The organism is Acidisoma sp. C75, from assembly GCF_054665095.1.
This window is the reverse complement of the sequence record NZ_BAAFHD010000002.1, coordinates 161,079-183,153: the sequence shown is the minus strand read 5'-3', so window position 1 is coordinate 183,153 and position 22,075 is coordinate 161,079. Positions and strand designations below refer to the sequence as shown.

Sequence of the window (22,075 nt, the reverse complement as noted above, 5' to 3'; positions counted from 1 at the left end):
CCGATCAGGCTTCGGGAGCGGCCACCGCGATCGGAATTTCCCGCGCTTCGACGGCGACGGGGCGCATCTCTTCCTCGCCCTCACCCTGCTCGGTCTCGTCCGCGCCACCGGCCTCATCGCTCGTCGCCCGCCGCTGATGCACGGATTGCTGTTGCTGCTGGTGCTGGGCGGCCGCCTGGTTCATGGCGGTGACGATGCGGAAGTAATGCTCGGCATGCTGGAAATAGCCCTCGCCCAGCACGCGGTCGCCCGCGCTCGTCGCATCCCGGCCGAGCTGGAGATATTTCTCGAACAGCTGCTGCGCCGTTCCCCGCACGCGGATATCGGGGCCGTTGCTGTCGAAAACATGGTTGCGGTTGAGCGGAACGCCGTTGGCATTCGCACCCTGGTGCCGCATTCCGCCGCCATTGCCACCGCCACCACCGCCGCCACCGGCGCCGTTACCCCGATGGCCACGACCACGCATCCGTTTGATGTTCATCCTGACGACAAGCCGCTTTCCTGTTGGCCACCTGGGCTCGCCTGCTCCAAACCGGCGCAGTGAACGCAAGCCAAGTCGCACGCTTCGGACTTTTGGGTTCTCCTGGCCGGGCCTCGGGCTTGGCCGAAAGCATGGGGGCCAGGGAACGCTGCGGGTGGATAGCGTCTCTGCATCCCGACCCAGCGAGCGCAGGCTAACCCGAGGGGCCCCTCGAAGCCAACCGTTTTTTATGGGAGGGAGACGGCGATGATGCGGGGGAGGCCTGCAAGGTCCGGCCGCACGCCCTGCACGGTGAGGCCCGCCGCGGCGGCAAGCGCCGTGAGCGCCGGCGCCTGGCCAATGCCGAATTCGAAGAGCGCGAGCCCGTCCGCGGTCAGCAGCCCATGGAGCGCCGGGAAGAGGCGCCGGTAGGGGCCAAGCCCGTCGGCCCCGCCATCCAGCGCCAGCCGCGGCTCATAGGCCCGCACCTCGGGCATCAGCCCCGCGATATCGGCGGTCGGGATATAGGGCGGGTTGCAGAGGATGAGATCGAAGCGGCCGGCGAGCGGCGCATCCCAATCGCCGAGGATGATGGCGCCGCGATGGGCGAAGCCCAGGCGAAGCATATTGGCGCGGGCGATGCGCGCGGCGGCCTCCGAAAAGTCGAGGCCGAGGCCGAAGGCCGCCGGATATTCGACCAGCGCGGCGAGCAGCAGACAGCCGCTGCCGGTGCCGAGATCGGCGATACGCCGCACCGCGGACCGCTGCGGCCGGAGATCGAGCGCCATCTCGATCATCGCTTCGGAATCCGGCCGGGGGGTCAGCGTCGCCTCGGTCACGGTCAGCGGCAGGCTCCAGAACTCGCGCTCGCCGATGATCTGGGAAGCCGGCCGGCGCTCGGCGCGGGCGGCGAGCATGGCGGTGAAGCGGGCCGCTTCGTCGGCCGAGAGGCAGCCGCCCTTGCGGCGCAGCAGCCCGGCATGATCGGTGCCAAGCGCCGCCGCGAGCAGGATGCGGGCCTCACGCCGCGCCTCGGCGATGCCGGCCGCGGCCAGCAGCTCCGCCCCTTCCGCGAGCATCGGATCGAGCGGCGTCTCGCCCACGCCGGCTCAGGCCGCCTGGGCGGTGAGCTCGCGAGCCGGGCCGCCTGGTCTTCGGCCATCAGCGCCGCGATGATCTCATCGAGCTCGCCGAGCATCACCCGGTCGATCTTGTAGAGGGTGAGGTTGATGCGATGGTCGGTCACCCGGCCCTGGGGGAAGTTGTAGGTGCGGATACGCTCCGAACGGTCGCCAGTGCCGACCTGCGATTTGCGGTCGGCCGCGCGCGTCGCGTGCAGGCTCGCCCTTTCCTGCTCGTAGAGCCGGGCGCGGAGGATTTTCATCGCCTTGGCACGGTTCTTGTGCTGGCTCTTCTCTTCCTGCATGGCGACCACGATGCCGCTCGGCAGATGGGTGATGCGGACGGCGCTTTCCGTCTTGTTGACGTGCTGGCCGCCGGCGCCGGAGGCGCGGAAGACGTCGATGCGCAGATCGCTTTCATTGACCGCGACATCCACCTCCTCGGCCTCCGGCAGCACGGCGACCGTCACCGTCGAGGTATGAATGCGGCCCTGGGACTCGGTCTCCGGCACACGCTGGACGCGATGGACGCCGGATTCGAATTTCAGCCTGGCGAAGACGTTCCGGCCGGTGATGCTGGCGATGCCTTCCTTGAGGCCGCCAAGCTCGGTTTCGCCATAATCCATGACCTCGAAGCGCCAGCCCTGCGCATCGGCATAGCGCTGATACATGCCGAAGAGCTGGGCGGCGAAGAGCGCCGCCTCATCTCCGCCTGCCGCCGGCCGCACTTCGAGAATCGCAGAACGCTCATCCGCCTCGTCCTTCGGCAGCAAGGCGAGCTGGATCGCCTGCTCCATCTCCGGCAGGCGGCGCCTCAAGCTCTCCGCCTCGGCTTCCGCCAGATCCCGCATCTCGGGCTCGGCCATCAGCGCCTCGGTCTCCGCCAGCGCCCTCTCAGTCGCGCGGAAGTCGGTGATCAGCGCGACGATCGGCTCCAGCTCGGCAAGCTCGCGGGAGGCGCGGACGAATTCCGCCCCGGTCGCGCCGGAGGCCAGCCGATCCCGCAATTCCGCGGCGCGGGCGAGAATATCCTCGAAGCGATCGGCGAGGCTCAAGCGCTCGGCTCCGCCGCCAGGGCGCGGATCGCTTCCGCGAGGCGCGCGAAGGGCACCTCGGCCTGGGTGCCGGAGACGAGATCCTTGAGCTGGGCGACGCCCCGCCCCGCTTCCTCGGCGCCGAGGATGACGGCCGCGCGTGCGCCCGCCTTGTTCGCCCGCTCCATGCGGCGCCGGAGATTGCCGCGATAGGCCATCTCGGCCCGGATGCCCTGCCCCCGCAACTGCTGGAGCAGGATGAAGGCCGCAGGCTCGGCCTCCTCGCCCGCGGGGATGACGGCGACCGCCGGCCTCCCGGCCGCGAGGCCAGAGACCAGCATGGCGAGCCGCTCGATCCCGGCGGCCCAGCCGACGGCCGGCGTCGGCGGGCCACCCATCTCCTCCACCAGCCCGTCATAACGGCCGCCGGCCATCACCGTCCCTTGCGCGCCGAGCGCGGTGGTGACGAATTCGAAGGCGGTGTGGTTGTAGTAATCGAGCCCACGCACGATGCGCGGATTCTCGACGAAGGGAATGGCGAGCGCGGTGAGATAGCCGCGCAGCGCCTCGTAGAAGCCAGCAGCCGCCGGGGTGAGATGGGCCCCGATGCTCGGCGCATCGGCCAGGATCCGCTGATCCCCTTCGTCCTTGCTGTCGAGGATGCGCAAGGGGTTGCGGGCGAGGCGGATTCGGCTCTCCTCGGACAGGCTGCTCTCATAGCGCGTGAAATAGCCGACAAGAGCGGCCCGATAAGCGGCGCGGCTTTCGGCCTCGCCCAGGGTGTTGATCTCCAGCACCACGGAGCCCGCGATGCCGAGGGCCGAGAGGATCTGCCAGCCGCAGGCGATGACCTCGGCATCGGCCTGCGGTTCGGCCGGGCCGATCAGCTCGATCCCGATCTGATGGAACTGGCGGTAGCGCCCCTTCTGCGGCCGCTCGTAGCGGAACATCGGCCCAGCATAGAAGACCTTCTGCGGCAGGCTCTGGGTGAGGCCGTTCGTCACCAGCGCGCGGCAGACGGCGGCGGTGCCCTCCGGCCGGAGCGTGAGGCTCTCCCCCCCACGATCAGTGAAGGTGTACATCTCCTTCGTCACCACATCCGAGGTCTCGCCCAGGGTGCGGGAAAAGACGCGGGTATCCTCGAAGATCGGTGTGGACCACTCGTCGAAGCCATAAAGGGCGGAGACGCCCCGCGCCTGATCCACCACATGCGCGTGGCGGCGCTGATCCTCGCCGATGAGATCACGGGTGCCGCGCGCGGGTTGCAGACTGGACAAGGGATGAGCCTCGAAGCGGGATGAAGGGCGTGGTGTAACAAAAAAGGCCTCGCCCCCCTATACGGGAAGCGAGACCCTTCTCTGCTATCGACGCCGGCTATTCGGCGGCTTCGGCGGGCTCCGGCGTCACTTCGGCGGCGCGGATCGCGGCGGCCTTCTGCTCGACGAGTTCGACCACATGGTCGATCATCGCATCCTTATCCACCGTATGGTCCTGCCGGCCGGCGGCATAGACCATGTGGCGGCCGGCGCCGCCGCCGGTCACGCCGAGATCGGTCATCAGCGCCTCGCCCGGGCCGTTCACCACGCAGCCGATGATCGAGAGCGTCAGCGGCGTCTCGATATGCTCCAGCCGCTCCTCCAGCGCCTGCACGGTGCGGATGACATCAAAGCCCTGCCGCGCGCAGGACGGGCAGGAGATGATGCGCACGCCGCGATGCCGCAGGCCGAGGGATTTCAGGATCTCCCAGCCGACGCGCACCTCTTCCTCGGGCTCGGCCGAGAGCGAGACGCGCATGGTATCGCCGATGCCGGCCCAGAGTAGCGAGCCGAGGCCGATCGAGGATTTGACGGTGCCGGTGCGCAAGCCCCCCGCCTCGGTGATGCCGATATGCAGCGGATGGTCGCAGACCTCGGCAAGCTGCTGATAAGCCGCGACGGCGAGAAAGACGTCCGACGCCTTCACGCTGATCTTGAACTCGTGAAAATCGTGATCCTGCAGGATCTTGGCATGCTCCAACGCGCTTTCCACCAGCGCATCGGGGTTGGGTTCGCCGTATTTCTCGAGCAGATGACGCTCGAGCGAACCGGCATTGACGCCGATGCGGATGGAGCAGCCGTGATCGCGCGCCGCCTTCACCACTTCGCGCACGCGGTCGGCGCTACCGATATTGCCCGGATTGATGCGCAGGCAGGCTGCACCGGCTTCCGCCGCCTCAATCGCCCGGCGGTAGTGGAAATGGATATCGGCGACGACGGGAACGCGAAGCTGCGGGATGATCTCCCGAAGCGCCGCCGTGCTCTCCTCATCAGGGCAGGAAATGCGGACGATATCGACGCCGGCGGCCTCGGCCAGGCGCACCTGGGCAACGGTGCCGGCCACATCGGTCGTCAGCGTATTTGTCATGGTCTGGACGGAGATCGGCGCATCGCCGCCCACCTTCACGGGCCCGACACTGATCTGGCGCGATTTGCGGCGCTGGATCTGCTGATAGGCGCGGTAGTTCATGGCTGGCTCCTGTTGCCGCACAAGCGGCGGCCGTCTGGTCCGGAAGGCTTACTGGGCGGAAGCGGGGGCCGCCGGTGCGGCGGCGGGTGCGGCCGCGGCGCCCGGGCTCACGGGTGTCATGCTGTCGCCGCTCGCGGCCCTGAGGCTCTGGGCATCGAGGGGAACATTGTGCAGCACATGGCCCTTGAGCGGGCCGATGACATTGCCGGCGAGCACAACCTCCGTGCCGGCCGCGTTGCCGGTGGTGAGTGTCAGCTGCGGCTGGTCCGGCACGGTGTATTTATCGCCCGGATGCAGGATCGCCTGATAGAGGACGCGGCCTTGCGCATTCTTGATTTCGATCCAGGCATCGGCGGTCGCCTGGACGACCATCGGAGCGCCACCCGCGGGCCCGACCTGATCGACGGCGGGAGAGACGCCGCCGGCCGCACCCGGCACGGCCGGCTGGGCAAGGGCGACCGCGCCAGCCGAGCCGGTGCCGGCCGTGCCGGTAGCGCCGGGGCCGCTACCGTTGGCGGCGATGGCCGCCGCCTGGGATGAGGCGGATTGCCCGCCGGCCGCGGGCGCACTACCGCCAGCATTGGCTGCAAGCCCGGCCGTGGCGGCACCCCCCGCGGCAGGCGCGGGGGGCACGGCGGCGGCGGCCGAAGAGGGCGAGACATTCTGATCGGCAGGCGGCAGGGCGACGCCCGGAGCTGCCGCAGCGGTCTTCGTGCCCGCGCTGGCAGGGGGCTTCGCCACCGCGAGGGCGGGCGGTTTCGGCGTCGCGGGCGGCGCGAGCGGCTCCAGATGGGCTGGCAGCGCCTCGACCGTCTGGACCGAGCGAGCACCGCGGCCGGAATAGTGATACCAGCCGATATAGCCGCCGATCGCGACGATGACGCCCACGAGCACGATCACTCCGGCGGGCACACCCCGCGTCGGCACCGGGGCAGGAAAATCAAGCTCGGTCTTGCGATTGACCTCCGCGCGCTCGGCGCGGAAACGGCGGATCGCCTCGTTCGAATCGAGGCCCACCGCCTGGGCGTAGTTGCGCACGAAACCGACTGCATAGGCGGTGCCCGGCAGGTTGCGGATATCGCCCTCTTCGATGGCTTTCAGATAGACGACCTTGATCCGCAGCGCATCGGCCACGCCATCGATCGGCCAACCCAGCCGCTCACGCGCGGCGCGCAGTTCGGAGCCGATCCGCGAGCTATTGCCGTCGGGCCGGTCGAAACTGTCGTCAGGGAATTGCCGCTCCATGAGATCTGTATCAGTGCCGTTTTGCAGGGGTGCCACTCTTCAAGGTTCCGTGCCGCTCGGCCGAGCGACGGAGACCCTCACGACCATCGTGTGCCAGAGCCGCCGCCCAGTGTGGTTGCTGGGACCGGGATAATGCCTTGTTTCAAAACACCCGTCGAGCCAGCCATGATTAAATCTCAGCGAACCTCTCGCCCCGCCACCGCCGGGACCATAGGAGGATGATTCCTCCGTATGATCCCGGTTTCAAGACAGGCGGGGAAATTATTCCGCCGCGATGTCCGGGCCTGCGAGCTTGCGGACCTCCTGGCGCAGGGTCTGCCCCTTGGCCTGGCCCGTCGCCACCTGGCGGAGACGGTTCATCACGCTGCCGGTGCCGGCCGGAATGAGGCGGCCGACGATGACATTCTCCTTCAAGCCCTGGAGCTGGTCCATCTTGCCGGCGGTCGCCGCTTCCGTGAGCACCCGTGTCGTCTCCTGGAAGGAGGCGGCGCTGATGAAGCTATGCGTCTGCAGGCTTGCCTTGGTGATGCCCTGCAGCACCGGCATGCCGACGGCAACGCGCTCGCCCGCATTCATCCGCTTGTCGTTCTCCGTCTCGAACTCGGCGCGGTCCACCTGCTCGCCCACCAGGAAGGTGGTATCGCCCGGATCGGTGATCTCGACCTTCTGCAGCATCTGGCGGACGATCACCTCGATGTGCTTGTCGTTGATCTTCACGCCCTGCAGGCGATAGACGTCCTGGATCTCGTTGACGAGGTAATCGGACAGCGCCTCGACCCCGAGCACGCGCAGAATGTCGTGCGGCACGCGCGGGCCATCCACCAGCGGATCGCCCACTCGCACGAAATCGCCTTCCTGCACCGAGACGTGCTTGCCCTTCGGCACCAGATACTCGGTCTCCTCGCCGGTCTCATCGTTCTTCACGATGATGCGGCGCTTGGCCTTGTAATCCTTGCCGAATTCCACCCGCCCGTCGATCTCCGCGATGATCGCATGGTCCTTCGGACGCCGCGCCTCGAAGAGTTCGGCCACGCGCGGCAGACCGCCGGTGATGTCGCGCGTCTTGGAGCCTTCGCGCGGGATACGCGCCAGCACGTCACCTGCCGCGACCGTCGCGCCGTTCTCGATCGAAAGGATCGAGTCCGGCGAGAGGAAGTAGCGGGCGTCGGAGCCGTTGGTGAGCTTGAGCACCTCGCCGCGGGTATCCTTGAGCAGGATGCGCGGGCGCAGATCCACCGCCTTCGAGGTCTGCTTGTAATCGACGATGACCTTGGAGCTGAGGCCGGTCACCTCGTCCATCCGCTCGACCAGCGTGACGCCTTCCAGCACATCGGCGAATTCCACCACGCCCGCGCGCTCGGTGATGATCGGCAGGGTGTAGGGATCCCATTCCGCGAGCTTCTGGCCACGGCTCACGGCCAAACCGTCATCGGTCAGCAGCCGCGCGCCATAGGGCACGCGGAAGCGGGCACGCTCGCGGCCATTGGCATCGGCCAGCACGATCTCGCAGTTGCGGCTCATCACCACGGGCACGCCCGAGGAGTTGGTGACCACGTTGCGATTGCGCACCTGCACCGTGCCGTCATGGCTCGCTTCCACGCTCGACTGCTCGGCGCCGCGCTGGGCGGCACCGCCGATATGGAAGGTGCGCATGGTGAGCTGCGTGCCGGGCTCGCCGATCGACTGCGCGGCGATGACGCCCACCGCCTCGCCGGCATTGACCGGCGTGCCGCGGGCGAGATCGCGCCCGTAGCAATGGCCGCAGCAACCAACCGGCGCCTCGCAGGTCAGCACCGAGCGGATCTTCACCGCTTCCACGCCGGACTTCTCGATGAGCTCGGCCTGCGGCTCCTCAATCAGCGTGTTCTTGGCGACGAGGATCTTGCCGGTGGCGGGGTCCGCCACATCCTCGGCCGAGGTGCGGCCCAGGATGCGCTCGGACAGAGACGAGACAACCTCACCGCCATCCATGACGGCGCGGACGGTCAGCCCCTTCTCGGTGCCGCAATCCTCTTGGACGATGATGCTGTCCTGCGCCACATCCACCAGGCGGCGGGTGAGATAGCCCGAATTCGCCGTCTTCAGCGCCGTATCCGCGAGGCCCTTGCGGGCGCCGTGGGTGGAGTTGAAGTATTCGAGAACCGAGAGGCCCTCCTTGAAGTTGGCGATGATCGGCTGCTCGATGATCTCGCCCGAGGGCTTGGCCATCAGGCCGCGCATACCGGCGAGCTGGCGCATCTGCGCGGGCGACCCACGCGCGCCGGAATGGCTCATCATCCAGACCGAGTTGGTCGGCGTGCCGATCTCCTGCTTCGAGATCTCCTTCATCATCGCAGCCGCAACCGCGTCCGTGCAACGCGACCAGGCATCCACCACCTTGTTGTAGCGCTCGCCCGCCGTGATCAGACCATCCTGATACTGCTGCTCGAACTCCTTCACCTCGGATTGGGTCTTGGCGATGAGTTCGCTCTTCTCGGCCGGAATGATGAGGTCATTCTTGCCGAAGGAGAGGCCGGCTTTCGCCGCGTTGGAGAAGCCGAGGCCCATCAGGCGATCCGCGAAGATCACGCATTCCTTCTGGCCGCAATGGCGATAGACCGCGTCGATCACGTCCGAGACGTTCTTCTTCGTCAGCTGCTTGTTGATCAGCGCGAAGGGCACGCTCGGATGCAGCGGCAGGATCTGCCCGATCAGCATGCGGCCCGGCGTCGTCACCACGATGCGGCGCACCACCTCGCCGCTCGGCAGCTTCTCCTGCACGCGGGCGCGGATCTTGTCGTGCATCTTCACGCGCTTGGCGGCGAGGGCATGTTCCAACTCGCCGATCGTGCCGAAGGCCGGGGCCTCGCGCTCCTCGGTCGCGCGGAATTCCGGCGTCTCCAGGGAGAGATAGTAGAGGCCGAGGACGATATCCTGGCTCGGCACGATGATCGGCTTGCCGTTCGCCGGGCTCAGGATGTTGTTGGTGGACATCATGAGCACGCGCGCTTCGAGCTGCGCCTCGATCGAGAGCGGCACATGGACGGCCATCTGGTCACCGTCGAAATCCGCGTTGAAGGCGGTGCAGACGAGCGGATGCAGCTGGATCGCCTTGCCTTCGATCAGCACCGGCTCGAAAGCCTGGATGCCGAGTCGATGCAGCGTCGGCGCGCGGTTGAGCATCACCGGATGTTCGCGGATGACCTCTTCGAGGATGTCCCACACCTCCGGCCGCTCCTTCTCGACCATCCGCTTGGCGGCCTTGATGGTCGTCGCATGGCCGTATTTCTCGAGCTTGGCATAGATGAAGGGCTTGAAGAGTTCGAGCGCCATCTTCTTCGGCAGGCCGCACTGGTGGAGCTTCAGCTCCGGCCCGACGACGATCACCGAACGGCCGGAATAATCCACGCGCTTGCCGAGCAGGTTCTGCCGGAAGCGGCCCTGCTTGCCCTTCAGCATATCGGAGAGGGACTTCAGCGGACGCTTGTTGGCGCCCGTGATGGCGCGGCCGCGGCGGCCGTTATCGAAGAGCGCGTCGACCGATTCCTGCAGCATGCGCTTCTCGTTGCGCACGATGATATCCGGCGCGCGCAGCTCGATCAGCCGCTTGAGGCGGTTGTTGCGGTTGATAACGCGACGATAGAGGTCGTTCAGGTCCGAGGTGGCGAAGCGGCCGCCGTCGAGCGGCACCAGCGGGCGCAGCTCGGGCGGAATGACCGGCACGACGTCGAGGATCATCCAGGAGGGCTGCGAGCCGGAATCGGCGAAAGCCTCAACCAGCTTGAGGCGCTTGACGAGCTTCTTGCGCTTGGCCTCGGAGGTCGTCGCCTTCAGCTCGACCCGCATGCGGGTCTTCTCGGCGTCGAGATCGATATTGGCGAGAATCTGCTTCACCGCCTCGGCGCCGATGCCGGCGCGGAAGCCATCTTCACCGAACTCGTCCTGCTTGGCGTAAAGCTGCTCCTCGGTCAGCAGCTGATGCAGCTTGAGATCCGTCAGACCTGGTTCGAGGACGATGTAGTTCTCGAAATAGAGAACCTTTTCGAGATCCTTCAAGGTGGTGTCGACCATCAGGCCGATGCGCGACGGCAGGGACTTCAGGAACCAGATATGGGCGACCGGGGAGGCGAGCTCGATATGGCCCATGCGCTCGCGCCGCACCTTGGCGAGCGTCACCTCCACGCCGCACTTCTCGCAGATGATGCCACGGAACTTCATCCGCTTGTACTTGCCGCACAGGCACTCGTAATCCTTGATCGGGCCGAAGATGCGGGCGCAGAACAGCCCATCCCGCTCCGGCTTGAAGGTGCGGTAGTTGATCGTTTCCGGCTTCTTGATCTCGCCATAGGACCAGCTGCGGACCTGCTCGGGCGAGGCGATCTTGATCTGGATCTGGTCGAAGGTCATCGGCTGACCGGTCTGACCCAGGATTTTCATAAGCTCGTTCATGCGGGCTTCACCTTCAAACCCTTCCCCGCTGCGGCCACCGGCCGCCGCGGGGAGAGGGATTCCATCGAACGCGTTTTATTCGTCTCTAACCGCGAGGCTCACGCCGGCTGATTGTCCAGGTCCACATTGAGGCCCAGGGACTTCAGCTCCTTCACCAGCACGTTGAAGCTTTCCGGAATGCCGGCCTCGAAGTTGTCCTGCTCGCGCACGATCGCCTCATAGACCTTGGTGCGGCCGGACACGTCGTCCGATTTCACCGTCAGCATTTCCTGCAGCGTGTAGGCGGCACCGTACGCCTCAAGCGCCCAGACCTCCATTTCGCCGAAGCGCTGGCCGCCGAACTGCGCCTTGCCGCCCAGCGGCTGCTGGGTCACGAGGCTGTAGGGGCCGATCGAGCGGGCGTGGATCTTGTCATCAACCAGGTGGTGCAGCTTCAGCATGTAGATATAGCCGACCGTGACCTTGCGCTCGAAGGGCTCGCCCGTGCGGCCATCCGTCAGCGTCACCTGGCCCGAGGTATCGAGCCCAGCCTTCTCGAGCATCGCTTCGATATCGCCCATGCGCGCGCCGTCGAAAACCGGCGTCGCGATCGGGATGCCCTTCTTGAGGTTCTGCCCAAGCTCGATCAGCTCCTGCGGGGACATGTTGGCGATGGTGTCGCGATAGACGCGCTCGCCATAGATGTCGCGCAGCTTGTCGTGCAGCTCCTGCTGCGCCTGGCCGGTGCGACGGTATTCCTCGACCAGCTCGCCCACCTCGCGGCCGAGCGCGGCACAGGCCCAGCCGAGATGGGTCTCGAGAATCTGCCCGACATTCATCCGGCTCGGCACGCCGAGCGGGTTGAGCACGAGATCGACATGCGTGCCGTCTTCCAGGAAGGGCATGTCCTCGATCGGCGTCACACGTGAAACAACGCCCTTGTTGCCATGCCGCCCGGCCATCTTGTCGCCCGGCTGCAGCTTGCGCTTCACGGCGACGAAGACCTTGACCATCTTCATGACGCCGGGGAGCAGCTCGTCGCCGCGCTGCAGCTTGTCCACCTTGTTTTCGAAGCGCTGCTGCAGCCGCGCGACGGAGGCATCGAACTCGCGGCGGATGGTCTCGATCTCCGCCATCACCGCATCGTCCTGCACCCCCATATGGCGCATCGCGCCGCGCGGATGTTCGGCCAAGACCTCCTCGGTGATCTCCGTCCCCGCGCGGATACCCTTGAAGCCGCCGGATGCCTTCTGGCCGAGCAGCTTCTCGCGCAGACGGTTGAGGAAGGAACGCTCCTGAATCGCCTTCTCGTCGTCACGGTCCTTCGCGAGGCGCTCGACCTCGGCGCGCTCGATCGCCATCGACCGCTCATCCTTGTCGACGCCGCGGCGGCTGAACACCCGGACATCGACGATGGTGCCGGAAACCCCCGGCGGCAGGCGCAGCGAGGTATCCCGCACGTCGGAGGCCTTCTCGCCGAAGATCGCGCGGAGCAGCTTCTCTTCCGGCGTCATCGGGCTTTCGCCCTTCGGCGTCACCTTGCCGACGAGGATATCGCCCGGATGCACTTCGGCGCCGACATAGACGATGCCCGCCTCGTCGAGGTTGCGCAGCGCCTCCTCGCCGACATTCGGAATGTCGCGGGTGATCTCCTCCTGGCCGAGCTTGGTGTCGCGCGCCATGACCTCGAATTCCTCGATATGGATCGAGGTGAAGACGTCGTCACGCGCGATGCGCTCGGAGATGAGGATGCTGTCCTCGAAGTTGTAGCCATTCCAGGGCATGAAGGCGACGAGCACGTTGCGGCCGAGCGCGAGCTCGCCGAGCTCCGTGGACGGTCCGTCGGCGATGATGTCGCCCGCCTGCACGCGGTCCCCCACACGCACCAGCGGCCGCTGGTTGATGCAGGTCGACTGGTTGGAGCGCATGAACTTGCGCAGGCGATAGATATCGACGCCGCCGGTGCCGCCCTCGCCAGAGGAGGCGCGAACCACGATCCGCGCGCCGTCGATCTGATCGACGATACCACCCCGGCGGGCGACGATCGTCGCGCCCGAATCCCGCGCGACCGCGGCTTCCATGCCGGTGCCGACGAGCGGCGCATCGGCGCGGATGAGCGGCACCGCCTGCCGCTGCATGTTCGAGCCCATCAGCGCGCGGTTGGCGTCGTCATTCTCGAGGAAGGGGATGAGCGCGGCGGCGACCGAGACGAGCTGGCGGGGTGACACGTCCACCGCCGTCACCTGCTCCGGCGGCACCAGGCGGAAATCGCCCTGCTGACGCACCGAGACGAGGTCTTCGGCGAAGCGGTTGCCGTCGAGCGGCACATCCGCCTGCGCCACGATGAGTTTTTCCTCTTCCATGGCGGAGAGGTATTTCCAGCCGTCCTTGACCTCGCCATTCTCGACCAGGCGATAGGGCGTCTCGATGAAGCCGTATTTGTTCACCTTGGCATAGGTGGCCAGGCTGTTGATGAGGCCGATATTCGGGCCTTCCGGCGTCTCGATCGGGCAGATGCGGCCGTAATGCGTCGGGTGCACGTCGCGCACCTCGAAGCCGGCACGCTCGCGGGTGAGGCCGCCGGGGCCAAGCGCCGAGAGGCGGCGCTTATGCGTCACTTCCGAGAGCGGGTTCGTCTGGTCCATGAACTGGCTGAGCTGGGACGAGCCGAAGAACTCGCGCACCGCGGCGGCCGCCGGCTTCGCGTTGATGAGGTCATGCGGCATCACCGTGTCGATATCGACCGAGCCCATGCGCTCGCGGATTGCCCGCTCCATGCGCAGCAGGCCAACGCGATACTGGTTCTCCATCAGCTCGCCGACCGAGCGGACCCGGCGATTGCCGAGATTGTCGATATCGTCGATCGAGCCGCGGCCGTCCTTGAGTTCGCAGAGGATCTGCACGGTGCGCAGAATATCCTCCTTGCGCAGCACGCGAACGGTATCTTCCGCCTGCACGCCGAGGCGCATGTTCATCTTCACGCGGCCGACCGCCGAGAGATCGTAGCGATCGGGATCGAAGAAGAGGCCGCGGAAGAGCGCTTCCGCCGTCTCGCTGGTCGGCGGCTCGCCCGGGCGCATCACCCGGTAGATGTCGATCAGCGCATCGTCGCGGCTGGTATTCTTGTCCACCGCGAGGGTGTTGCGGATCCACGGGCCCTTGGTCTGGTCGATCGCGAGCGTCGGCAGCTCCGTGATGCCCGCCTCTTCGAGCGCCGTGAGACGCGCCTCCGTCAGCTCCTCGCCCGCCTCGATGAAGATCTCGCCGGTATTCTCGTTGACGATATCGATCGCCATGAAGCGGCCGATGAGATCGAGCCGGGTCGCGAGCACGGTCTTGGTCTTCTCGGCGATGCGGCGGGTAAGCCGCGTCGTCATCTTCTCCTCGGGCTTGGCGACGATCTCGCCCGTCTCGGCATCGACGAGATTTTCGAACAGCTTCATGCCGCGGAAGGCTTCCGGCTCGAAGGGCCGCGCCCAGCCCTTGGCGGTCTGGGTAAAGGTCACCGTGCCGTAGAAGGTACCGAGGATCTCCTCGGAATCCATCCCGCGGATCTCGCCGATATCGATGCTCTCGCCCTTCGCCGCGCGGGCTTCGCGCAGCTTCGCGGTTGCCAGGCTGTCGAGCGCATAGAGCAGCGTCGTCACCGGCAGCTTCCGCTTGCGGTCGATGCGGACATAGACAAGGTCCTTGGCGTCGAATTCGAAATCGAGCCAGGAGCCGCGATAGGGGATCACCCGGGCGGTGAAGAGGAACTTGCCGCTGGAATGCGTCTTGCCCTTGTCGTGGTCGAAGAACACGCCCGGGGAGCGGTGCATCTGGGAGACGATGACGCGCTCGGTGCCGTTGATCACGAAGGTGCCGTTATCGGTCATGAGCGGCAGATCGCCCATATAGACCGGCTGCTCCTTGATGTCGCGGATCGAGCGGGCGCCGGTATCCTCGTCCAGATCCCAGACGATCAGGCGGAGCACCACCTTGAGCGGGGCGGCGAAGGTCATGCCCCGCTGGATGCATTCCTCAACGTCGTATTTCGGCTCTTCCAGCTCGTAATAGACGAATTCGAGCCGGCCGCGGCCGGCAAAATCGTCGATCGGGAAGACCGATTTGAAAACTTCCTGAAGGCCCGTCTGCGTCCGGCTGTCGGGCGCCACGTTCATCTGCAGAAACGCCTCGTAGCTGGCGCGCTGCACGTCGATCAGGTTCGGCATCGGCGCCACTTCCGGGATGCGTCCGAAGCTTTTGCGAATACGCTTCCGCTCGGTGAAGGAATGGTTCGAGCCACCTGAAATAGCGTTCATCGCTTGCCCTTAGCCCTCGATTATCATGCCGGCGCCGGAACAAAGCCGGACAACCTCTACTCTGGCAGCCCCGCCCAGCGGAATGCTGCCTCGCCTTGCCCCGCCCGCTGCCCGCTGCCCGAGCGGCCTCGGTCGAAGCCGAACCCGCAACAGCCTGGCGCCGCAAACCGGGGCCGTTTTACGCAATCTCACGCCACTCCGCCGTTCAAAGGCGGCAACTCTACCCCGCAACCAAGGAAAGGGTGGAGATCCAGCCGATCCCCACCCCTTTTCAGCCAGCGATGCCCATCCCGGCGCGGAAGCCGGGATGGCCGAAATCACTTGATTTCGACAGAGGCCCCATTCTCCTCGAGAAGCTTCTTGATCTTCTCGGCTTCGTCCTTGTTGACGCCTTCCTTGAGGGGCTTCGGCGCGCCCTCAACGAGGTCCTTCGCTTCCTTCAGGCCGAGGCCCGTGATGGTGCGAACTTCCTTGATGACGTTGATCTTCTTGTCCCCGGCCTTGGCCAGGATGACCGTGAACTCGGTCTGCTCTTCAACCGGAGCGGCAGCCGCGCCACCAGCTGCCGGAGCAGCCGCGACCGCAACCGGAGCGGCGGCGGAAACGCCCCACTTTTCTTCGAGCAGCTTGGAGAGCTCGGCGGCTTCCAGAACGGTCAGGCTCGAAAGCTCTTCCACGAGACGGGAAAGGTCAGCCATTTGCAACTTCCTACTATATAAACTTTGGTCGGTTCAATGCAAGCCACGGTGAGCGGCATTACATTATGGAAAGATGGGCACGCCTGCTTGCGTCAGGCCGCCTCGTCCTTTCTGGCATAGGCCCCGAAGACCCGCGCGAGGTTGCCGGCCGGCGCCTGAACGACGGCTGCGATCCGGGTCGCCGGGGTGTTGATCATCCCCAGCAGCCTGGCGCGTAGCGCATCGAGCGACGGCAGTTCGGCGAGCGCCTGCACGCCAGACGCATCCAGCGTCTGCTTGCCGAGCGCACCGCCGACGACGACGAACTTCTCGTTGGTCTTGGCGAACTCAACGGCCACCTTTGCCGCCGCTACCGGATCCTTGGACCACGCAAGCGCGGTCGGGCCCTTCAGCAGGGGTTTGATGCCGTCGAATTGGGTCCCATCCAGGGCGAGGTTGGCCAGACGGTTCTTCGCAACCTTGAAGTTCACCCCTTCGGCCCGCATCTTGCGCCGCAGATCCGTCACCTCGGCAACCGTCAGCCCGTTATTCCGGGTGACGACGACCATCGACGTATCGGCGAACACAGCCGCGAGCGAAGCGACAAACTCGTGCTTCTCCGTACGGTCCACGTTCAACTCCGCAACCTAAAGGCGACAGGATCAGCTCCCGCCGCCGGGTTTCCCATGGGCGCCGCCCTGGGCTCATCGCCCAGCCCGGCACCCGGTTCGCCTGTCCTTCAAGCCGGAACCGCCAAAGCCGCTTTGCCCCATTTCCTCGTGGGAAGGGGGTGGAAGAGGCCGGCTTCCCCGTCTCCCAAGCGCGGGCGGGCTCGCCCTTTAAGCGCCGGCCCATGCCGACGCACGTCTGGTCTCGGACAGGTTTCGGAGGCGCGGACAAGCCGCCCCTCCTGCGCGCCAGGAGGCCGAAGCCTCCAGGCGAATTCTGCAACAAGCCGCTCGCGGCGGCCTGCTTACTCGGCGGCGGCAGCGGCCAGCGTCGAGACATCGACGCGGATGCCGGGCCCCTGGCTCGAACTCAGCGCCGCCTTCTGCACATAGGTGCCCTTGGCGCCCGAGGGCTTCGCCTTCTGCACCGCATCGGCGAGCGCGCGGATATTCTCGAGCAGCTTCTCCTCGTCGAAGGAGGCCTTGCCGATGCCGGCATGGATGATGCCGGCCTTCTCCGCGCGGAACTCGACCTGCCCGGCCTTGGCGGCGGCCACGGCGCCCTTCACGTCCACCGTCACGGTGCCGAGCTTCGGGTTCGGCATCAGGCCGCGCGGCCCGAGGATCTTACCGAGGCGGCCGACGAGGGCCATCATGTCCGGCGTCGCGATGCAGCGGTCGAAGGCGATATCGCCCGCCTGCACGCGCTCGGCCAGGTCTTCGGCGCCCACCACGTCGGCGCCGGCGGCCAGAGCTTCCTCGGCCTTCGGGCCACGCGCGAAGACGCCGACCCGCAGCGTCTTGCCGGTGCCGTTCGGCAGGCTGATCAGCCCACGCACCATCTGGTCAGCGTGGCGCGGATCGATCCCGAGGTTCATCGAGAACTCGACCGTCTCGTCGAACTTGGCGCGAGCATTGGCCTTCACGATCTTCACCGCTTCGGCGAGGGAATAGGTCTTGGTGCGGTCGAAAGCCTGGTAGGCCGCCGCGAGACGCTTGTTCTTCGCCATCGGATCAGCCCTCCACCACCGAAAGGCCCATCGATCGGGCCGAACCAACCAGCATGCGGACGGCGCCTTCAACGTCGTTCGCGTTCATATGCACCATCTTCTGGGCGGCGATCTCGCGCAGCTGCGACATCGTCACGCGGCCGACCGTCGCGCCCTTGCCCGTGGTCGTCGAACCCTTCTTGATGTTCGCGGCCTTCATCAGGAAATAGGTGTTGGGCGGGGTCTTGGTGATGAAGGTAAAGGTGCGGTCGGCATAGGCGGTGATGACCACCGGCACCGGCATCCCGGGCTCCATGCCCTGGGTCGCGGCGTTGAATTCCTTGCAGAACTGCATGATGTTGAGGCCGCGCTGGCCGAGCGCAGGGCCCACCGGCGGAGACGGATTGGCCTTGCCGGCCGGGATTTGCAGCTTGACGTAGCCGACGATTTTCTTCGCCATGACCCTCGTTCCTGTTGAACGCGAACAAGGACCGCGGTTCATTCGAGCCCGAGATCATCCCGGCCTCTCCCGCGTTCCGATGGAGGCGGCGCCAATAGCGGATCGCGCCGCGCGAGTCCAGCATCGCCCGGCGTGTGGGCCCGCCGGGCAGCCATGCGGCGGAAGGCGCTGGGGCCTCAGGCGGCGCCGAGCTTTTCGGCGAAATCCTCGACCAGCCTGCGGATTTCCGCCGGCTCCGTCTGCTCCATCACCCGCCGGGCGAGGCGGGCGCAATCCGCGCTCGAGACGTTCCGCACCACGAACTTGACCCGCGGTACCGCGCTCGCATTCATGCTGAGCGTGCGCAGCCCGAGGCCGAGCAGCAGCGGCGTGAGCTTCGGATTGGCCGCCATCTCGCCGCAGACGGAGACCGGCTTGCGCAGCCGCAGGCTCGCCTCGACCGTGAACTGCACCAGGCGCAACAGCCCGGGATGCAGCGGATCGTAGAGCTTGGCGACCTCGGCGTCCCCACGGTCCGCGGCCAGCGCATACATCGTGAGATCATTGGTGCCTATGGCGAAGAAATCCGCCTCCAGCGCCAGGGCATCGGCGGAAAGGGCGGCGGCCGGCGTCTCGATCATGATGCCGAGCGGCGGCAGCCGCGCCGGCAACTCCTCGCCCCGCCGCTTGAGCCGGCGGATCACCTTCTGCAGGCTCTCGCGCGCGGCCCGCACCTCCTCGACCGAGGTGACCATGGGCAGCAGGATCTGCACCGGGCCGAGGCGCGCGGCCCGCAAGATCGCGGCAAGCTGGGTCTCCAGCAATTCGGGGTGGCGCAGCAGCATGCGGATGCCGCGCAGGCCGAGTGCCGGGTTGATGCCTGCGACCTCCTGCGCGATGCCGCGCGCCTGCAAGGCCTCGATCTCCTTCTCGCCGCCCCAGTCGAGCACGCGGATAGTGACGGGATCGCCCTCCATCGCTTCCACCGCCGCGCCATAGGCCTCGGCCTGCTCATCCTCGTCCGGCACGTCCTCGCGGTTCATGAACAGGAACTCGCTGCGGAAAAGGCCGATCCCCTCCACACCCGCCTGGGCGATGAGCGGCAGCTCGATCGGCACTTCGAGGTTGGCGAGCAGTTCCACCGCCTGGCCGTCGGTCGTCTCTGCCGGCAGGCGGCGCAGCTGGGCGAGCTTCTGCCGCTCCCGGGCGAATTGGGCGGCCGACCGGCGGGCGGCGGCGAGCGTCGCGCTGCCGGGGTGCTGCGTCACACTGCCGGTGCCGCCGTCCAGCACCAGGAGATCGCCGCTGCGGATCGCCGCCGTCGCCCCTTCCGCGCCGAGCACGGCCGGGATGCCGAGGGCGCGCAGCATGACCGCGGTATGCCCGTCCGCGCCGCCTTCCTCCGTCACCACCCCGGCGAGCCGCGCCGGGCTAAGCAGTGCGGCATCGGCAGGGCGGAGGTTTTCCAGCACCAGGATGGTGCCTTGGGCGAGCTTGGCGAAGCTCTCGAACGGGGTTTCGGTGAGATTGCGAATGAGGCGACGGCCGATTTCGTGGATTTCCTCGGCCCGCCGCTTGAGGCCCGCCCGGTCCTTGTCCGGCACCGCCATGACCGCGGCGGCGAGGGCCTCGACCTCCTCCTGCACCGCCGTCTCGGCCGAGGCGAGACCTTCGATGCGCCGGCGCACGCCGCGCAGCAGGCGCGTCGGCCCGATCATCTGCATATAAGCCTCGATCAGCGGGGCAAGTTCCGCCTGCCCCTCATCGGGCAGCATGGCGATCTGCGCGCGGAGCTTGGCGAGCTGCCGCCGCGCCTTGGCGACAGCGGCATCCAGCCGGGCAAGCTCGCCCTCTACCGCCTCGGGGGCGATCGCAACCGGGCTCAGATCGGGGGTGCGGTCCTCAACCAGATAGGCGGGGCCGACGGCGATGCCGGCGCCAAGACCGAGCCCGCGGAATGCGCGTTCGGCAGCGGCTGGCTTGGCGCGCCCGGCGGGCGGGCTCTTCTCGGCTGGCCGCGCCTCATTCTTCCTCATGAAAGCCTGCCTCGATCAGCGAGGCCACGGCGTCCATCGCCTCCTTGGCGTCCCAGCCCTCGGCCGAGACCACCACCCGCGAGCCTTGCCCGGCGCCGAGCATCATCAGCCCCATGATCGAGCGGGCGGAAACCGCCTGCCCATCCTTGGAGACCAGCACCTCGGCGCCGAACCGCTCGGCGGCAGTGACGAGCTTGGCGGCGGCACGCGCATGCAGCCCCCGCTTGTTGACGACGACGAGGCTGCGGCTAAGCCCGCCGCCCGCCGCCGGGTCGGCCTCAAGCCCCCCCTCACTCACCGGCGCGCCTCACTGGCAGGGGCCGCGCACGCCGGCCAGCACCTGGGATGCACAGGCGATGTATTTGCGGCCGGCTTCCTGCGCGCAGGAGACGGCGCTTTTGAGGTTCTGCTGGCCGCGCACCTTGGCGAGCTTGACGAGCATGGGCAGGTTGACCCCGGCGATGACTTCGAGATCCCGGGAATTCATCAGAGAAATGGCGAGGTTGCTGGGGGTTCCGCCGAACATGTCGGTCAGCAGAACCACGCCGTCCCCGCTATCGACACGGTCGATCGAGCGCTGAATGTCGCGCCGCCGATCCTCCATATTGTCGTCTGGGCCGATACAGACGGTTTCGACGCCGGCCTGCGGTCCCACGACGTGCTCCATCGCAGAGCGCAACTCCTCGGCCAGATGGCCGTGAGTAACGAGCACAAGACCAATCATGATAGTTTCAGCGGCCTCCCATGGCCTGCCATGCTGTTAAGCATCCGCCCGACCTTGCCCTTCCCCGGCCTCTTCCCGTCCGAGCTCGCGATGCAGGATCAGCGGCTGCCATCCTGCATCCCTCACGACCTCGCCCAGGCTTTCGATCAAGAAGACAGATCGGTGCCGCCCCCCAGAACATCCGATCGCGACGGTGACGTATTTCTTACCTTCCTGCACGAAGCGCGGCAGCAATAGCAAGACCATCGATCGAATGGCATCCTGGAAGGTAGCGCAATCCGGATCCTGGCGGATATATGCGCAAACCTCGGGATCTAATCCAGTGCGGGGCCTCAGCGTCGGCTCGTAGTGAGGATTGCGCAGGAAGCGGGCATCGAAGACGAGATCCGCCTCCGGCGGCAGGCCGGCACGATAGGCGAAGGAGACGAGGGTGAGGGAGAGCCCTTCCCGCGCGCTCAGCCCGAAGCGCTGGCCGATGGTCTGGCGGAGCTCGGGCAGAGGCAGGCGCGAGGTGTCGATCACGAGATCGGCGGCGGCGAGCAGCGGCTCGGTCAGCCGGCGCTCGGCCGCCACCCCGTCCCGCACCTGGCCTTGCGGGGCGAGCGGGTGGCGGCGCCGCGTCTCGGTATAGCGGCGGAGCAGGGCGGCATCCTCGGCGGTGGCGTAGATGAGGGCGACCGAGAGCCCCGCCGTGCGGCGCAGCCGGCCCACCGCCTCGACCACGGCGCCGGCCGCGAAGCCGCGGGTGCGGGCGTCGATGCCGATGGCGAGCGCGCGGTCCGTCCGGCTCAGCAGATCGTCGAGCAGGGAGAGCGGCGGGTTATCCACCGTCTCGTAGCCGAGATCCTCGAAGGTATGGAGGATGGAGGATTTGCCGGCGCCCGAGAGGCCCGAGACGAGGACGATGCGCCGGCCCGCCTCCGGCTGGCTCATGCCAGCGCCCCGGCGAGCAGCCGCGCCTCTCCCGCCGCGACCGCGAAGGCCCAGGCCGCGACCAGCGGGGCCGAGGCCGGACGAGGATCGAGGTGGATGAGCGGCAGGCCGAGCGTCGCATGGCGCTGTGGCTGCGGCAGGCGGGGCGGCGGCTCATGCGCGAGTTCGGCCACCAGCACCGGCCGCGCTTGCGCAAGATACGTCTGGCACAGCAGGCCAAGTCCCCGCACCTCGATCAGCCCGGCGAGGCGTTCCGGCGGCCTCGCCCAGCCATCGGGCCCGATTTCCACCTGATCATCGGCGAGCAGGGCGAAACCGCGATCCATCAGCCGCAGCAAAAGATCCGATTTGCCGATGCCGGGAACTCCGGTCAGCAGGATCGCGAGGCCATCCCGGGCGGCGCAACTGGCATGCAAGAGCATCGCGCGGAGAATGCGACAAGCGGCGGGCGGAAGGAAGCGGCATTTCGCGGATAATTGGTTCGTCCCAGGTTTTCCCAAGGTCATCCCCAAGCTCCTCCGGAATCGCCGGCAAGA

Annotated in this window: 16 protein-coding genes and 1 pseudogene; all 17 read right to left on the bottom strand. The window is 67.0% G+C overall.

Annotated features, from left to right (window positions below):
- Nucleotides 1–4 precede the first annotated feature (4 nt).
- Complete coding sequence (locus ACYQ7X_RS03130; protein WP_459695373.1) at nt 5–397, bottom strand: DUF4167 domain-containing protein; 393 nt, start codon at nt 395–397, stop codon at nt 5–7.
- Nucleotides 398–708: 311 nt separating this feature from the next.
- A complete protein-coding gene (gene prmC, locus ACYQ7X_RS03125) occupies nt 709–1,539 on the bottom strand; it encodes a peptide chain release factor N(5)-glutamine methyltransferase (RefSeq protein ID WP_459695372.1) in 831 nt (276 codons plus the stop codon).
- Between the two features lie 50 nt (nt 1,540–1,589).
- A pseudogene (gene prfA / locus ACYQ7X_RS03120) lies at nt 1,590–2,636 on the bottom strand (peptide chain release factor 1); the annotation flags it as partial.
- Nucleotides 2,633–3,892 carry a histidine--tRNA ligase gene (gene hisS, locus ACYQ7X_RS03115; RefSeq protein ID WP_459695371.1) on the bottom strand — a complete coding sequence of 420 codons (1,260 nt, stop codon included), beginning with the start codon at nt 3,890–3,892 and terminating at the stop codon, nt 2,633–2,635. The gene hisS and the pseudogene prfA, both read right to left, overlap by 4 nt.
- A 97-nt stretch (nt 3,893–3,989) precedes the next feature.
- A complete protein-coding gene (gene ispG / locus ACYQ7X_RS03110; protein ID WP_459695370.1) occupies nt 3,990–5,120 on the bottom strand; it encodes a flavodoxin-dependent (E)-4-hydroxy-3-methylbut-2-enyl-diphosphate synthase in 1,131 nt (376 codons plus the stop codon).
- A 48-nt stretch (nt 5,121–5,168) separates the two neighbouring features.
- Nucleotides 5,169–6,365, bottom strand: coding sequence for a helix-turn-helix domain-containing protein (locus ACYQ7X_RS03105; protein WP_459695369.1), 1,197 nt, complete (start codon nt 6,363–6,365; stop codon nt 5,169–5,171).
- Nucleotides 6,366–6,626: 261 nt separating this feature from the next.
- Nucleotides 6,627–10,793: a DNA-directed RNA polymerase subunit beta' gene (rpoC, locus tag ACYQ7X_RS03100; RefSeq protein WP_459695368.1), complete on the bottom strand. Its 4,167-nt coding sequence runs from the start codon at nt 10,791–10,793 to the stop codon at nt 6,627–6,629.
- A 98-nt stretch (nt 10,794–10,891) separates the two neighbouring features.
- Nucleotides 10,892–15,073: a DNA-directed RNA polymerase subunit beta gene (rpoB, locus tag ACYQ7X_RS03095; RefSeq protein ID WP_459695367.1), complete on the bottom strand. Its 4,182-nt coding sequence runs from the start codon at nt 15,071–15,073 to the stop codon at nt 10,892–10,894.
- Between the two features lie 317 nt (nt 15,074–15,390).
- Nucleotides 15,391–15,771: a 50S ribosomal protein L7/L12 gene (rplL, locus tag ACYQ7X_RS03090; RefSeq protein ID WP_459695366.1), complete on the bottom strand. Its 381-nt coding sequence runs from the start codon at nt 15,769–15,771 to the stop codon at nt 15,391–15,393.
- Nucleotides 15,772–15,863: 92 nt separating this feature from the next.
- Nucleotides 15,864–16,382: a 50S ribosomal protein L10 gene (gene rplJ, locus ACYQ7X_RS03085; protein ID WP_459695365.1), complete on the bottom strand. Its 519-nt coding sequence runs from the start codon at nt 16,380–16,382 to the stop codon at nt 15,864–15,866.
- 341 nt (nt 16,383–16,723) lie between these two features.
- Nucleotides 16,724–17,428, bottom strand: coding sequence for a 50S ribosomal protein L1 (gene rplA / locus ACYQ7X_RS03080; RefSeq protein ID WP_459695364.1), 705 nt, complete (start codon nt 17,426–17,428; stop codon nt 16,724–16,726).
- A gap of 4 nt (nt 17,429–17,432) precedes the next feature.
- The gene (rplK, locus tag ACYQ7X_RS03075) at nt 17,433–17,867 is read right to left on the bottom strand and encodes a 50S ribosomal protein L11 (protein WP_459695363.1); all 435 of its coding nucleotides are present in this window, start codon (nt 17,865–17,867) and stop codon (nt 17,433–17,435) included.
- A gap of 176 nt (nt 17,868–18,043) precedes the next feature.
- Nucleotides 18,044–19,882 carry a phosphoenolpyruvate--protein phosphotransferase gene (gene ptsP / locus ACYQ7X_RS03070; protein ID WP_459695362.1) on the bottom strand — a complete coding sequence of 613 codons (1,839 nt, stop codon included), beginning with the start codon at nt 19,880–19,882 and terminating at the stop codon, nt 18,044–18,046.
- On the bottom strand, nt 19,869–20,180 hold the full coding sequence (locus tag ACYQ7X_RS03065; protein WP_459695361.1) for an HPr family phosphocarrier protein: 312 nt from the start codon (nt 20,178–20,180) through the stop codon (nt 19,869–19,871). Before ACYQ7X_RS03065 ends, ptsP begins: the two co-directional genes overlap by 14 nt.
- A gap of 9 nt (nt 20,181–20,189) precedes the next feature.
- Complete coding sequence (locus tag ACYQ7X_RS03060; RefSeq protein ID WP_459695360.1) at nt 20,190–20,606, bottom strand: PTS sugar transporter subunit IIA; 417 nt, start codon at nt 20,604–20,606, stop codon at nt 20,190–20,192.
- A 36-nt stretch (nt 20,607–20,642) separates the two neighbouring features.
- Nucleotides 20,643–21,539, bottom strand: coding sequence for an RNase adapter RapZ (gene rapZ / locus ACYQ7X_RS03055; protein WP_459695359.1), 897 nt, complete (start codon nt 21,537–21,539; stop codon nt 20,643–20,645).
- Nucleotides 21,536–21,961, bottom strand: a complete 426-nt coding sequence (locus ACYQ7X_RS03050) for an HPr kinase/phosphorylase (RefSeq protein ID WP_459695358.1) — start codon at nt 21,959–21,961, stop codon at nt 21,536–21,538. Before ACYQ7X_RS03050 ends, rapZ begins: the two co-directional genes overlap by 4 nt.
- Nucleotides 21,962–22,075 lie beyond the last annotated feature (114 nt).

What these genes read in the sequence shown, in the direction of transcription:
- rpoB (WP_459695367.1), bottom strand. Translation starts at nt 15,073, where the DNA reads ATGAACGCTATTTCAGGTGGCTCGAACCATTCCTTCACCGAGCGGAAG.
- ptsP (WP_459695362.1), bottom strand. Translation starts at nt 19,882, where the DNA reads ATGAGGAAGAATGAGGCGCGGCCAGCCGAGAAGAGCCCGCCCGCCGGG.
- rplL (WP_459695366.1), bottom strand. Translation starts at nt 15,771, where the DNA reads ATGGCTGACCTTTCCCGTCTCGTGGAAGAGCTTTCGAGCCTGACCGTT.
- ACYQ7X_RS03130 (WP_459695373.1), bottom strand. Translation starts at nt 397, where the DNA reads ATGCGGCACCAGGGTGCGAATGCCAACGGCGTTCCGCTCAACCGCAAC.
- ispG (WP_459695370.1), bottom strand. Translation starts at nt 5,120, where the DNA reads ATGAACTACCGCGCCTATCAGCAGATCCAGCGCCGCAAATCGCGCCAG.
- prmC (WP_459695372.1), bottom strand. Translation starts at nt 1,539, where the DNA reads ATGCTCGCGGAAGGGGCGGAGCTGCTGGCCGCGGCCGGCATCGCCGAG.
- ACYQ7X_RS03060 (WP_459695360.1), bottom strand. Translation starts at nt 20,606, where the DNA reads ATGATTGGTCTTGTGCTCGTTACTCACGGCCATCTGGCCGAGGAGTTG.
- ACYQ7X_RS03105 (WP_459695369.1), bottom strand. Translation starts at nt 6,365, where the DNA reads ATGGAGCGGCAATTCCCTGACGACAGTTTCGACCGGCCCGACGGCAAT.
- ACYQ7X_RS03050 (WP_459695358.1), bottom strand. Translation starts at nt 21,961, where the DNA reads ATGCTCTTGCATGCCAGTTGCGCCGCCCGGGATGGCCTCGCGATCCTG.
- rplK (WP_459695363.1), bottom strand. Translation starts at nt 17,867, where the DNA reads ATGGCGAAGAAAATCGTCGGCTACGTCAAGCTGCAAATCCCGGCCGGC.
- rplA (WP_459695364.1), bottom strand. Translation starts at nt 17,428, where the DNA reads ATGGCGAAGAACAAGCGTCTCGCGGCGGCCTACCAGGCTTTCGACCGC.
- rapZ (WP_459695359.1), bottom strand. Translation starts at nt 21,539, where the DNA reads ATGAGCCAGCCGGAGGCGGGCCGGCGCATCGTCCTCGTCTCGGGCCTC.
- rpoC (WP_459695368.1), bottom strand. Translation starts at nt 10,793, where the DNA reads ATGAACGAGCTTATGAAAATCCTGGGTCAGACCGGTCAGCCGATGACC.